The organism is Rubellimicrobium aerolatum, from assembly GCF_017872975.1.
GTDB lineage: Bacteria > Pseudomonadota > Alphaproteobacteria > Rhodobacterales > Rhodobacteraceae > Rubellimicrobium > Rubellimicrobium aerolatum.
In genome coordinates this window covers 41808-54695 of record NZ_JAGGJP010000010.1, presented here as the reverse complement: position 1 = coordinate 54695, position 12888 = coordinate 41808, and the positions used below count along the sequence as shown (strand labels likewise).

The window sequence follows — 12888 nt, the reverse complement described above, 5'->3', positions numbered from 1 at the left end:
CCTCCCCCGCCCGAGGATGCCATGACGATCTCCGCCCCCATCACGCAGGACGTGCACACCATCCCGCGCAGGCTGCCGGAGGGGGGGGTGAACCTTGTCGGCCTGACGCGCGACGAGATGCGCGAGGCCCTCGTCGCCGCTGGCACCCCGGAGAAGCAGGCGAAGATGCGCGTCGGGCAGGTCTGGCAGTGGATCTACCATTGGGGCGTGCGCGACTTCGGGGCGATGACCAACCTCGCCAAGGATTACCGGGCGCTGCTGGCGCGCAGCTTCGTGGTGGAGCTGCCCGAGATCGTGTCGAAGCAGGTCTCGGCGGACGGGACGCGCAAGTATCTGGTCCGCATCGCCGGCGGGCACGAGGTCGAGACGGTCTACATCCCCGAGGAGGATCGCGGGACGCTTTGCGTGTCCTCGCAGGTCGGTTGCACGCTGACCTGTTCGTTCTGCCACACGGGGACGCAGCGGCTGGTGCGGAACCTGACCGCCGGGGAGATCGTCGGGCAGGTCATGCTGGTCCGCGACGACCTGGGCGAATGGCCGGTGCCGGGCGCGCCCAAGGACGAGACGCGGCTTCTGTCCAACATCGTGCTGATGGGGATGGGCGAGCCGCTCTACAACTTCGAGGCGGTGCGGGACGCGATGCGGATCGCCATGGACCCGGAGGGGCTGTCGCTGTCGCGTCGGCGGATCACCCTGTCCACGAGCGGCGTGGTGCCGGAGATCGCGCGGACGGCGACCGAGATCGGCTGCAACCTCGCCGTGTCGTTCCATGCGACGACGGATGACGTGCGGGACGTGCTGGTGCCGATCAACAGGAAGTGGAACATCGCGGCGCTGCTGGACAGCCTGCGGGAGTATCCGAACCTGTCCAATTCGGAACGGATCACCTTTGAATACGTGATGCTGGACGGGGTGAACGATTCGGACGAGGACGCGCGGCGGCTGGTCCGGCTGATCGAGGGCATCCCGGCCAAGATCAACCTGATCCCCTTCAACGAATGGCCGGGGGCGCCCTACAAGCGCAGCAGCAACAACCGCATCCGGGCCTTCGCGGACATCATCTACAAGGCCGGGTATGCCTCGCCCATCCGCACGCCGCGCGGCGAGGACATCATGGCGGCCTGCGGGCAGCTCAAGTCCGCGACCGAGCGGGCGCGGAAGTCGCGGGCGCAGGTCGCGGCCGAGGCGGGCGTGCCGCGGGCCTGAGGGCTGGATCGGTGTCCCTCCCTGCGCTAGAAGCGCGGGATCACGGAGGGGGAGCCGCCATGCAGATCACGCTCAACAAGGTGCCGTTCGAGGTGGTGCCGGTGGACGGCGCCACCCAAGCCGCGCTGATGGCCGAGCCGGCGATCCGGCAGGCGGGGCTGCGGCCGGTCTGGGCCTGGAGCAAGGCCGAGGGCAAGGGGCGCTTCCTCGTCAACCCGCTGCCGGACGGGGCGCTGACGCTGCCCACCGGGGTCAGCGTCTACGTGCCCAAGGCCGGGGTGATGCCGCTCCAGCGCGCGGACGGGCCGACGACCAAGATGGGCGAGCGGTTCCTGGCGGCCGTGGGGGCCAAGAACTTCGGGCAGGTGATGCAGGCCGTGGCGCGCATCACCGGGGTGCCGAAGAAGACCCTGCCGCTGAAGGAGTTCGCCGAGTTGAACGACAAGGCGGATTACACGATCGTCATGCACACCGACTTCTCGGTGCTGGAACTGGCGAACGCGGCGCGGAACCTGTCGGCCTATGTGGTGCTGCCGGGTCTTGTCACCTTCCTGCACACGACGGCGGAGGTGGTGGAGGGCGCGCCCAGGCCCGGCGCGATCCGGCCGGGCTTCGTGATCCCGGCGGGGAACCAGGCGGCGCTGACCATGCGGCGGCTGGCCGTGGCGCGGCGGCTGACGGAGTTCCAAGCGGAGCTGGGCGGCAAGGCCGTCGCGGACCTGCCGCTGGACGACCCGCGCCGCTTTGCCATCGCCAAGCTGGGGATCGAGTGGAAGGTGCTCCAGACGAAGGCGGCCAAGGCGGCCTGAGCCGTTCGGTCCGCGTCGGCGGCCCGGCCTGATCGGCCGGGCCGTTCGCGTGTCAGGCCAGCAGCGCCCGCGCCTCCTCGGGCGACAGGGCGGCAGGGCGGTCGCAGGTGGTGGTCATGTCCACGAAGCGACGCTCCTCGCCCGAGCGGAGGATGCCGGTCATCACGTCCACCACGTGCACGGCGAGGTCGATGTCGCAGCGGTGCTTGCGCCCCTCCTCGATGGCCGTAACCATGTCGGCGAGGCCCGCGCCCCGGTAGTTGGCAAGGTGCCGCCCGTCGCCGGTGGTGAAGTTCGCCTGCCCGAAGGGGTGGTCGGTCTCGGGCAGCGCCTCGATGTCGCCCTCGCCGCCGATCTCCACGGTGCCGCCGAAGAAGTTGGGGTCGGGGACGAAGAGCGACGCCTCCTCGCCATACAGCTCCATGTTGGCGTGGCGGTTCTTCCAGACGTCCCAGGAGGCGCCGAGCGTCACCGTCGCGCCGTTGGCGAACTCAAGGACGGCGTGGATGTCGGTGGGGGTGGTGACCTGCAGCACCTCGCCATTGCGGGGGCCGTTGCCGATGGTGCGGGTCTTGAAGCCGGCCTTGGCCATGGCGGCCACCGTCCTCACCGGCCCGATGAGCTGGACGAGGTTGGTGATGTAGTAGGGTCCCATGTCGAGGACCGGCCCGCCGCCCGGCGCGAAGAAGAAGTCCGGGTTGGGGTGCCACATCTCCATGCCGTGGCCCATGACGTGCGCGGTGCCGCCGAGGATGCGGCCGGTGCGGCCGTCGTCGATCGCCGCGCGGGCCTGCTGGTGCGAGCCGCCGAGGAAGGTGTCGGGGGCCGAGCCGACGCGCAGGTTCTTGCTGGCCGCGAGGTCACGGAGGCGTTCGCCCTCGTCCAGCGACAGGACCAGCGGCTTTTCGGAGTAAGCGTGCTTGCCGGCTTCGAGGATCTGGCGGCTGACCTCGTAGTGCACCGCCGGGACCGTCAGGTTGACGATCACGTCGATGTCCGGGGCGGCGAGGAGCTCCTCGACCGTGTGGGCGCGGACGTTGAACTCGGCGGCGCGGGCGCGCGCGTTGTCCATGTTGATGTCCGCCACCGCCCGGAGGTCGAGCGCCTTGAAGGACGGGGCGAGTTGCAGGTAGGCGGCGGAGATGTTGCCGCAGCCGATGATGCCGACGCCGAGCTTTGCCATGTCGGGGCTCCTCACCAGGCCTGGACGGATTCGAGCGACCGGCGCGCGAAGCGGGCGTGGTCGGCGGGGTTGTCGTGCTCGATCACGAAGTGGTCGATGCCCTGGGCGTCGAGCTCGGCCTTGATGGCGGCCCAGTCCTGGGTGCCGTGGCCCACGTCGGCCCAGCCGTCCTCCTCGGCGTTCTGGCCCTCGGGGGCGAGGTCCTTGACGTGGACGGCGCGCACGCGGCCCGAGAAGCGGCGCAGCGTCTCCACGGGGTCGAGTCCGGCGCGCTTGACCCAGCCGAGGTCGAGTTCGAGGTCGAGCCCGGCGTCCACGATCAGGTCCATGGGCGTCGTGCCGCCGAGGTCGGCGAAGTCCCAGTCGTGGTTGTGCCAGCCGGTGACGAACCCTTCGTCGCGAATGGGGGCCAGCGCCGTGGCGAGGCGCTGCGCGAAGGACTTCCACGAGTCGAGGTCGGTGCCGCGCAGCTCGGGCGCGACCCAGGGGACGATGACCTTCTGGACGCCGAGGGCGCGGGCGACCTTCAGGGTGCGGGCGGGGTCGCCTTCCACCATGTCGAGGGCGAAGTGGCCGGAGGGCATGGACAGGCCGTTGCGGTCAAGCCCGGCCTTGAGGCCGGCGAGGTCGTCGTAAAGGCCGCCGTAGCCTTCGACGGCCTTGTATCCGGCCCCGGCCAGCATGGAGAGCGTGCCGTCGAGCGGCGGGAAGTTGCGGGAGCAGTAAAGCTGATAGGCGATGGTGGGCATCAGGTCCTCTGGTCGGGGCGGCGCATGGTGGCCGCATGGAGGTCGCGGAGCGCGAATCGCGGCGTGGCGCCGGGGTCGCGCGGGGTGAAGGTCAGGCGCGAAACGGCGCCGGGGCCGAGATGGACGGCGTTGCGGTCCCAGCGGCCGGGAACGTCGGCTTCGGCGGTGACGAAGAAGGCCATGGCCTGCGCGCTGATGGAAAGGGTCCAGCACTCGCCGTCCTGCGTGACCTCGTGCGAGAGGCCGGGGTCGGGCAGGTCGTAGGCCTTCCAGGGCAGCGGGTTGTGGATGTCGCCGGCGTGGGTGCCGTCCGAGCCCTCCCAGCCGAAGGTGAGCACCTCGTGGTCCCCCAGCGTGCCGGGCGGAATGAGGAGGAGGCGTTCGGCCGCCTCGCCGATGGTCGCCCGGCCCTGCCCGATCTCGCGCGCGGAGCCGTCGAGCGCGGTGGCGTAGGCGGTCACGCGCAGGTCCACGGGGTCGAGCCGGTCGTTGACGCCCAACAGGGCGATGCCCTCCGGGGTGGGGACGGCTGTGACGGTGACGGGGGCGAAGAAGCCCTTGGCCATGTGGTGCAGCACCTTCCAGCCGCCGCCGTAGTCGAGCGAGGACCAGGAGCAGACGGGCCAGGTGTCGTTGAGCTGCCAGTAGAGCGCGCCCTGGCAATGCGGCTTCTTGGCCCGCCAGTCGGTCACGGCGGCCTTGATGGCGAGTCCCTGCTGCACCTGGGTCAGCCAGACGAAGTCCTCGAACCGCTCGGGCCAGCGGAAGTAGCGGAACAGCGTCGAGGCGATGCGGGGGTTGCCGCCGGGGCCACCGTCGGGCGAGTTGTTCCGCTGGTGGGATTCGAGGACGGGCGAGGCGATGTTCCAGTCCTGGGGGTCGGCGAAGGTGCGGATCACCTCCATCGACGGATAGGACTGGAACCCGAACTCGGAGCAGAAGCGCGGGGCCACGTCGCGGTAGTGCTCGAACGGCTTGCCCTCGTGCCACACGCTCCAGAAGTGCATGTCGCCCGAGCCGTCCTCGTGCCAGGCGTCGCGGAAGTTGAGCGGGCCGGGACTGGGCGACGAGGGCCACCAGTTGGCCTGCGGGTCGGTCTGCTTCAGCGCCGTCTCGATGGTGCGGTTCAGGCGGTCGTAGCTGACGAGGTAGCGGTCGCGGTCGTTCAGCGATTCGGGGAACCACGTCAGCGCGCCGATCAGCTCGTTGTCGCCGCACCAGAGCGCGAGGCAGGCGTGGTGCTGGAGCCGGGCCACGTTGTCGCGCACCTCGGCGTCCACCTCGGCGAGGAAGTCGGGGGTGGACGGGTAGAGATTGCAGGCGAACATGAAGTCCTGCCAGACCATCAGGCCCAGCTCGTCGCAGGCGTCGTAGAAGGAGTCGGGCTCGTAGCGCCCGCCGCCCCACACGCGGATCATGTTCATGTGGGCGGCGACGGCGGATTCGAGGAGGTCGCGGGTGGCGGCCTCGGTGATCCGGCCCGCGAGGGCGTCGGCGGGAATCCAGTTCGCGCCCTTGGCGAAGACCACGCGCCCGTTGACACGGAAGCCGAAGGACAGGCCGGCGTCGTCCTTTTCCGTCACCAACTCGAGGGTGCGGAGGCCGATGCGGCGGCGGGCCACGTCGTCGCCCACCTGCGCCACGAGGTCGTGGAGCGTCTGCGGGCCGAGCCCGGCGGGCCACCAGAGGTCGGGGTTCGGGATCTCGAAGACGGCCGTGGCGCGGCCCTGGCGGACCGTGGCCTGCGCGCCCTGCCCCGCGATGGCGAAGGCCACGGGCTGGCCCTCGGCCCCCTCGGCGAAGGCGGTGACGGTCAGGGTCGCGTGGCCGGGGCGGTGCGCCTGCGTCGTGGCGAGGCGGGCGATGCGGGGCGCGTCCGCGCGCTCCAGCCGGATGCTGCCAGTGACGCCGAAGGGGCAAAGCGCGATGTTCCAGTCCCAGCCCCAGTCGCAGGCGACCTTGCGGAGCATGTTGCCATGCGGGATCGGGTTGTTCTGATGGATGTAGGGGACCGGGAAGGGCTGCGCCGCGGCGAGGCGCGCGGCCTCCCTGGTCGCGGAGCGGAAGGTGATGGCGATCTCGTTCTCGCCCGCCTTCGCGACGGAGCCGAGCGGGACGCGGTAGGTGCGGAACTGGTTGCGGGCGGAGAGCGCCGGCTCGCCGTTCACGCGCACCTCGGCCACGGTGTCGAGCCCGTCGAGCACCAGCGCGACGTCCGTGCGGTCGAGCATGAAGCTGCGCCGGATGGTCCAGTCGCGGTCGGCGATCCAGCGCAGGCCGTATTCGTTGCGCCCCCAGTAGGGGTCGGGGATCAGCCCGGCCTCGTGGAGCGCGGTGATGCCGTCGCCGGGGACGCGCATGAGGCAGGCGTGGTCGCCCGCCTCGTCGGTGAGCTGCCACGTCCCCGCGAGGTCGAGGACCGGGGTCGAAGATGTCACAGGCGTTCTTCCGTCTTGGCGTCGAAGAGCGAGGCCTTGGCGGGGTCGAGGCCGATGGGGATGCGGTCGCCGGGGGCGACGCGGGCCTGCCCGTCCATGCGGATGCGGAAGGGCTTGCCCGCCACCTGCGCCCAGACCAGCGTGTCGGACCCCATGGGCTCCACGAGGTCCACCACCACCTCGCCGTGGATGGGGGCGGCGGCGACCAGCGCGCCGGTCGCCACGTGCTCGGGCCGGATGCCGAGGATGGCGGGGCGGTCGGCGATCTGCGGCATGGCGAGCTTGTAGCCGTCCATGGAGATGGACAGGTCGCCCGAGCGGAAGGTGCCGCGCTCGTAATGGCCGTCGAGGAAGTTCATCGACGGGCTGCCGATGAAGTCGGCGACATACTTGTTCTGCGGGCGGTTGTAGATCTCGTCGGGGGTGCCGAGCTGGAGCACCTTGCCCGCGCGCATGATGGCGATGCGGTCCGCGAGCGTCATCGCCTCCACCTGATCGTGGGTCACGTAGATCATGGTGTTGTCGAGGTTCTGGTGGAGGCGCTTGATCTCCACCCGCAGGTCGGCGCGCAGCTTGGCGTCGAGGTTCGACAGCGGCTCGTCGAAGAGGAACACGTCCACGTCGCGCACCAGGGCGCGGCCGATGGCGACCCGCTGGCGCTGGCCGCCGGACAGGGCGGCGGGCTTGCGGTCGAGCAGCGACTCCATTTGCAGGATCCTGGCGGCCTTGGCGATGCGGGCGTCGATCTCGGCCTGGGGCATCCGGGCGTTCTTGAGGCCGAAGCTCAGGTTCCCGCGCACGGTCATCTGCGGGTAGAGCGCGTAGGACTGGAACACCATGCCGATGCCACGCTCGGAGGGCTCCAGCCACGTCACGTTGCGGCCCTTGATGAAGATCTGGCCGTCGGTCGGTTCGAGCAGCCCGGCGATGCAGTTCAGCAGCGTGGACTTGCCGCAGCCGGAGGAGCCGAGGAGGACCAGGAACTCGCCCTCGTGGATGTCGAGATTGAGGGCTTCGAGCACGGTCACCGCGCCGAAGGTGAGCGTGAGGTCGCGGATGCGGACCGAGTGGTTGGGGACGAGCATGGATCAGCCTTTCACGGCGCCCGCGGCGATGCCGCGCACGAAGAGCTTGCCGGACGCGAAGTAGACGATGAGCGGGACGAGGCCGGTGAGCAGCGTCGCGGCCATGTTGACGTTGTATTCCTTCACGCCCTGCACGGAGGCGACGATGTTGTTGAGCTGCACCGTCATCGGGTAGTTCTCCGGCACGGTGAACACGACGCCGAACAGGAAGTCGTTCCAGATGCCGGTGATCTGGATGATCATGGACACGACGAAGATCGGCAGCGACATCGGCATCATGATCTGGAAGAAGATCCGCCAGAAGCCCGCCCCGTCCACGCGCGCGGCCTTGAACAGCTCCTCGGGCATGGCGGCGAAGTAGTTGCGGAACAGCAGCACGTTGATCGGCATCCCGAAGATCGTGTGCACCAGCACGAGGCCCGACAGGGAGCCGTAGAGGCCCAGTTCCCGCAGCAGGATGACGATCGGGTAGAGCATCACCTGATAGGGGATGAAGGCGCCGATCAGCAGGATGGCGAAGAAGGCCTCGCTTCCCTTGAAGCGCCAGCGGGCCAGCGCGTAGCCCGAGACGGAGGCCACGGCGATGGAGACCACCACCGAGGGGACCGTGATCCGCACCGAGTTCCAGAACCCACGGCTCAGGCCGTCGCAGTTGAGGCCGGTGCAGGCCTCGGCCCAGGCCTTGACCCAGGGCTGGAAGGTCACTTCCATCGGCGGCGCGAAGATGTTGCCCACCCGGATTTCCGGCATCCCCTTGAGCGAGGTCATCACCATCACCCAGAGGGGCAGCAGGTAGTAGACCGAGACCAGCAGCAGGATGCCGTAAAGCATGATGTTGCCGCGGGACAGGGCGCGGCGGGGGCGGCGGCCGCGCGGGCCAGCCATGTCGCCCACCGCGCCGGTGCGTCCGTGCACGGGGTCGAGGGCGGCGAGGGTGTTCAGGCTTGCGGGATCAGCCACGCTTCTTGCCTCCGAACTCGAGGTAGGCCCAGGGGATCAGGATGATCGCGACCGACAGCAGCATCATGGTCGAGGCGGCGAAGCCCTGGCCGAGGTTCTGCGCGCCGAACATCGCGTCCATCACGTATTTCGCGGGCACCTCGGAGGCGCCGCCGGGGCCGCCGCCGGTCTGGGCGACCACGAGGTCGTAGACCTTGACGATGCTGGAGGCGATCAGCACCAGCGAGGTGACGAAGACCGGCCGCATCATCGGGATGATGACATGGGTGTAGGTCTTCCAGGTCGGGATGCCGTCCACCTTGGCGGCCTTCCAGATCTCCTCGTCCACGCCGCGCAGGCCGGCGAGCATGATGCACATGATGAGGCCGGTGCCCTGCCAGAGCGCGGCGATCAGGATGCCGTAGATCACGATGTCGGCGTCGTAGAGCGGATCGAAGGTGAAGCCGGTCCAGCCGAGCGAGCGGACGACGGCCTGGATGCCGAGCTCGGGGTTGAGGATCCACTGCCAGACGAGGCCCGTCACGATGAAGGACAGCGCGAAGGGGTAGAGGATGATCGTGCGGAACACGTCCTCGCCCCGCACCTTGCGGTCGAGCAGCGCCGCGAGGACGAAGCCGATCAGCAGCGTGAAGACCATCGACAGGAGGCCAAAGACGGCGAGGTTGCCGATGGACACATACCATTTGGGCGTGGACCAGAGCCGCTCGTACTGGTCGAGGCCCGCCCAGTCGAGCCGGGGCAGGAGCCGGGAGCTGGTGAAGGAATGGACCACCGTCCAGAGCGTGCAGCCGACGAAGATCACCGTCGCGACCAGGATCATCGGCAGCGCGGCGATCTTGGAGCTGAGGTTGCGGAAGAGCCGGATGGGGCGGCGCGCCGGGGCGGCCCCTGGTCCGGCGAGGGCGGACGTGTCGTGCGTCGCGGCCATGGGCGGTTCTCCTCCCTGCCATGGGGGCCGGGGCGCGCGGGTCGGGCGCGCGCCCCGGCGGGGTGCCGTCGTCAGTCGGCGCTGGCGATGATGTCGGCGAAGCGCTGCTGCGCGTCGGCGGCCGACATATCGGAGGACGCCCAGAACTCGGTCATCAGGTCGTTGACCTGCTGCGCCGTGTCCGGCGACAGGAGTTGCTCGGTCGCCGGAATGATGTTGCCGGACGCCAGGATGTCGAGCCCCTTGCGGGTGCAGTCGTTGACCGCTTCGAGGTTCACGTCGCCGCGCACCGGCAGCGAGCCCTTGGCGGCGTTGAACGAGACCTGCACCTCGGGCGAGATCATGAGTTGCGCGAGCTCCTTCTGGGCCGCGGTGACCTCGGGGTCGTCCTGGGCCGGGAAGTAGAAGGCGTCGCCGCCGGTGCTGATGACGTCGCTCATGCCGAGGCCGGGGAGGCAGCTGTAATCCGTGCCCGCGACCTCGCCGGCCAGCGCGAACTCGCCCTGCGCCCAGTCGCCCATGATCTGCCCGCCCGCCGCGTCGGTGATGACGAGGTTGGTGGCCTGGTTCCAGTCCTGCACGTTCGAGCCGCGCGTGAACTCGCGCGCTTGGGCGGCGGACTCGAAGACCTGGGTGAACTCGGGGCCCATGACGGCCTCGGAGTCCTTGTCGCGGAAGACCTTGAGCCAGGCGTCGGTCCCGGCGATGGCGGTCGCCATCACCTGGAAGGCGCCGGCGGACTGCCAGGGCTGCCCGCCGAGCGCGAGCGGGATCTTGCCGGCGGCCTGGAGCTCGTCGGCCGAGTCCATGAACTCCTGCCAGTTGGTCGGGACCGGCAGGCCCGCGTCCTCATAGGCCTTGTTCGACAGCCACATCCATTGCCAGGAGTGGATGTTCACGGGGACGCAGTAGATCCGCCCCTCGTAGGTGCAGGCGTCCAGAAGGTCCGGCGGATTGACGAGATCCTTCCAGCCATTGGCCTCGGCCACGTCGGTCAGGTCGAGCATCAGGCCGGCTTCGATCAGCTCCTCGGCCTGGCGGCCATGGTTGAACTGGAAGGCGTCCATCGGGTCGCCGCCCAGGATGCGCGAGATCATGATCGGGCGGGCGGTGTCGCCGCCCCCGGCGATGGCGCCGTCCACCCAGGTGTGGGTGCCGGTCGCGTTCAGCGCCTCGGCGAACTTGGCGACGGCTGCGGCCTCGCCCCCGGAGGTCCACCAGTGGGTGACCTCAAGCTCGACGGCGGCGGCCGAGGTGGCGGCCATGGCGGCGCAGAGGGCGGAGGCCCCCATCAGTCTGGCAGTCAGTCTCACGATTTTTTCCTCCCGTAAGGAAATCGTCTCGTTTCCTATAACGATTTAGGAGTATGACTATCCCGACGCGGCTGACAAGCGGGATTCGCGCGGCGCGTCCGGGGAGGACGAAAACTTGACCGAGTTGGGTGGGACGGGCCGCCCCCCGTTGGGGGAGAAGCCGACGCTCAAGACCATCGCGCGGGCGACGGGGCTGGCCGTGGCCACGGTGTCGCGCGCGCTGGCCGACGCGCCGGACCTGCGGGCCGACACCAAGGCGCTGGTGCGGCGGGTGGCCGAGGAGATGGGCTACGTGCCCAACCGCGCCGGGCTGCGGCTGCGGACCGGGCGCACGCAGGTCATCGCGCTGGTCATGTCGGCCGAGCACGACATGATGAACAACACGGCGCGGCTCATCTCCTCTCTCGCGGGGGCGCTGCGGGGCACGTCGTTCCACCTCAACGTCAGCTACTACTTCCCCGGAGAGGACCCGATGAAGCCGATCCGGCACATCGTGGAGATGGGCCTCGCCGACGGGGTGATCTTCAACCAGACCCGGCCCGAGGACCACCGTGTGGCGTGGCTGATGGAGCGGCATTTCCCCTTCGCCACCCATGGGCGGACCCAATGGTCCGAGAGCCACGCCTGGGCGGACTTCGACAACCAGGCCTTCGGGGCCATCGCCGTGCGGCGGCTCGCCCGGGCCGGGCGGCGGCGGGTCGCCGTGGTGGCCCCGCCTCTCGATCAGAACTACGCGCAGAACATCGTGGCGGGCGTCATCCGCGCGGGCGCGGAGACGGGCGTCGAGGTGCGGATCGTCTCGGAGGCATCGAGCGACAGCCCCACGGCCTCGATTCGCGAGGCGGTCGCGCAGGCCCTGTCCCTGGGCATCGACGGGCTGGTGGTCTGCTCGACCAACGCGGCCATGGCCGGCGTCGCCGCGATCGAGGACCGGGGTATGCGGCTCGGGGAGGGCATCGACCTCGTGGCCAAGGAGGCGATCCCCTTCCTTTCCCTGTTCCGGCGCGAGATCATCGCGATTCGGGAGGACGTGGGACGGGCGGGCGACGTGCTGGCCCGCGCCGCCATCCGCGCGATTCGGGAACCCGGAGCGGCCCCGCTCCAGGACCTCGAGGTGCCCCAGGACGACGACCAGTGAAAGGACCGACATGACCAGCCAGATCAAGGGACCGGCGATCTTCCTCGCGCAGTTCGCGGGGGACGCGGCGCCGTTCAACTCGCTGAAAGACATCGCCGGATGGGCTGCGGGACTGGGCTACCGGGGCGTGCAGATCCCGACCTTCGACGCCCGGCTCTTCGACCTCGACCGCGCGGCGGAAAGCCAGGACTACTGCGACGAGGTGAAGGGCACCTGCGCCGAGGCGGGCGTGGAGATCACCGAGCTGTCCACGCACCTGCAAAGCCAGCTCGTGGCGGTGAACCCGGCCTATGACCTGGCCTTCGACGCCTTCGCGCCCGCGCGGCTGCACCGGAACCCGCAGGGGCGGCAGGACTGGGCCGTCGATCAGGTGAAGAAGGGCGCGGTCGCCTCGCGCCGGCTGGGCCTTGATCGTCACGTAGGCTTCTCGGGGTCGCTGGCCTTCCCGTTCCTGTATCCCTGGCCGCAACGGCCCGAGGGGCTGATCGAGGATGCCTTCGCGGAACTCGGGCGGCGCTGGCGGCCGATCCTCGACGTTTATGCCGAGAACGGCGTGTCCTACGGCTACGAGATCCATCCGGGCGAGGACGTCTTCGACGGCGCGACCTTCGAGATGTTCCTCGACGCGGTCGGCGGGCACGTGGCGGCGACGATCAACTACGATCCGTCGCACTTCCTGCTCCAGCAGCTCGACTACCTCGCCTTCATCGACATCTACCACGAGCGGATCAGCTCGTTCCACGTCAAGGACGCCGAGTTCAACCCGGACGGGCGGCAGGGCGTGTATTCGGGCTACCAGCCCTGGGTGAAGCGCGCGGGCCGGTTCCGGTCCCTGGGCGACGGGCAGGTGGACTTCGGGGCGATCTTCTCCAGGCTCACGCAATACGGCTTCGACGGCTGGGCGGTGCTGGAATGGGAATGCGCGCTGAAGTCGCCCGAGCAGGGGGCGGCCGAGGGGGCGCCGTTCATCGCAGGCCACCTGATCGACCGGGCGGCGAAGGCCTTCGACGACTTCGCGGGCGCGGAGCGGAACGAGGCGGCGATCAAGGCGATGCTGGGACTTTGAGGGAGGGACGAAC

At 69.6% G+C, this 12888-nt stretch carries 11 protein-coding genes; 4 read left to right on the top strand and 7 right to left on the bottom strand.

Annotated elements, in window-relative coordinates:
- Positions 1–21: 21 nt before the first annotated feature.
- Complete coding sequence (rlmN, locus tag J2Z33_RS12055; RefSeq protein WP_209841349.1) at positions 22–1206, top strand: dual-specificity RNA methyltransferase RlmN; 1185 nt, start codon at positions 22–24, stop codon at positions 1204–1206.
- A gap of 59 nt (positions 1207–1265) precedes the next feature.
- A complete protein-coding gene (locus J2Z33_RS12050) occupies positions 1266–2015 on the top strand; it encodes a hypothetical protein (protein ID WP_209841347.1) in 750 nt (249 codons plus the stop codon).
- Positions 2016–2067: 52 nt separating this feature from the next.
- Here J2Z33_RS12050 and J2Z33_RS12045 read toward each other — a convergent pair whose 3' ends face one another.
- The 7 genes from J2Z33_RS12045 to J2Z33_RS12015 form a co-directional block, all read right to left on the bottom strand.
- Positions 2068–3198, bottom strand: a complete 1131-nt coding sequence (locus J2Z33_RS12045) for a Gfo/Idh/MocA family protein (protein ID WP_209841344.1) — start codon at positions 3196–3198, stop codon at positions 2068–2070.
- Positions 3199–3209: 11 nt separating this feature from the next.
- Positions 3210–3947, bottom strand: coding sequence for a sugar phosphate isomerase/epimerase family protein (locus tag J2Z33_RS12040; RefSeq protein ID WP_209841342.1), 738 nt, complete (start codon positions 3945–3947; stop codon positions 3210–3212).
- Positions 3947–6385, bottom strand: coding sequence for a beta-mannosidase (locus J2Z33_RS12035; RefSeq protein WP_342454174.1), 2439 nt, complete (start codon positions 6383–6385; stop codon positions 3947–3949). The genes J2Z33_RS12040 and J2Z33_RS12035 overlap by 1 nt, the downstream gene beginning before the upstream one ends.
- Positions 6382–7470 carry an ABC transporter ATP-binding protein gene (locus tag J2Z33_RS12030; RefSeq protein WP_209841338.1) on the bottom strand — a complete coding sequence of 363 codons (1089 nt, stop codon included), beginning with the start codon at positions 7468–7470 and terminating at the stop codon, positions 6382–6384. The genes J2Z33_RS12035 and J2Z33_RS12030 overlap by 4 nt, the downstream gene beginning before the upstream one ends.
- A gap of 3 nt (positions 7471–7473) precedes the next feature.
- Positions 7474–8355, bottom strand: coding sequence for a carbohydrate ABC transporter permease (locus tag J2Z33_RS12025; protein WP_209841528.1), 882 nt, complete (start codon positions 8353–8355; stop codon positions 7474–7476).
- Positions 8356–8422: 67 nt separating this feature from the next.
- Positions 8423–9358, bottom strand: a complete 936-nt coding sequence (locus J2Z33_RS12020; RefSeq protein WP_209841336.1) for a carbohydrate ABC transporter permease — start codon at positions 9356–9358, stop codon at positions 8423–8425.
- A gap of 71 nt (positions 9359–9429) precedes the next feature.
- The gene (locus J2Z33_RS12015; RefSeq protein WP_342454173.1) at positions 9430–10671 is read right to left on the bottom strand and encodes an ABC transporter substrate-binding protein; all 1242 of its coding nucleotides are present in this window, start codon (positions 10669–10671) and stop codon (positions 9430–9432) included.
- Positions 10672–10786: 115 nt separating this feature from the next.
- On the opposite strand from J2Z33_RS12015, the gene J2Z33_RS12010 reads away from it, so the two are divergent.
- Both J2Z33_RS12010 and J2Z33_RS12005 read left to right on the top strand, forming a co-directional pair.
- Positions 10787–11809, top strand: a complete 1023-nt coding sequence (locus J2Z33_RS12010) for a LacI family transcriptional regulator (RefSeq protein WP_209841333.1) — start codon at positions 10787–10789, stop codon at positions 11807–11809.
- A 10-nt stretch (positions 11810–11819) separates the two neighbouring features.
- Positions 11820–12875 (top strand): sugar phosphate isomerase/epimerase family protein, encoded by a 1056-nt coding sequence (locus J2Z33_RS12005; RefSeq protein ID WP_209841331.1) that lies wholly within the window; start codon positions 11820–11822, stop codon positions 12873–12875.
- Positions 12876–12888: the final 13 nt, after the last annotated feature.

What these genes read in the sequence shown, in the direction of transcription:
- rlmN (WP_209841349.1), top strand. Translation starts at nt 22, where the DNA reads ATGACGATCTCCGCCCCCATCACGCAGGACGTGCACACCATCCCGCGC.
- J2Z33_RS12050 (WP_209841347.1), top strand. Translation starts at nt 1,266, where the DNA reads ATGCAGATCACGCTCAACAAGGTGCCGTTCGAGGTGGTGCCGGTGGAC.
- J2Z33_RS12045 (WP_209841344.1), bottom strand. Translation starts at nt 3,198, where the DNA reads ATGGCAAAGCTCGGCGTCGGCATCATCGGCTGCGGCAACATCTCCGCC.
- J2Z33_RS12040 (WP_209841342.1), bottom strand. Translation starts at nt 3,947, where the DNA reads ATGCCCACCATCGCCTATCAGCTTTACTGCTCCCGCAACTTCCCGCCG.
- J2Z33_RS12030 (WP_209841338.1), bottom strand. Translation starts at nt 7,470, where the DNA reads ATGCTCGTCCCCAACCACTCGGTCCGCATCCGCGACCTCACGCTCACC.
- J2Z33_RS12025 (WP_209841528.1), bottom strand. Translation starts at nt 8,355, where the DNA reads ATGGCTGGCCCGCGCGGCCGCCGCCCCCGCCGCGCCCTGTCCCGCGGC.
- J2Z33_RS12020 (WP_209841336.1), bottom strand. Translation starts at nt 9,358, where the DNA reads ATGGCCGCGACGCACGACACGTCCGCCCTCGCCGGACCAGGGGCCGCC.
- J2Z33_RS12005 (WP_209841331.1), top strand. Translation starts at nt 11,820, where the DNA reads ATGACCAGCCAGATCAAGGGACCGGCGATCTTCCTCGCGCAGTTCGCG.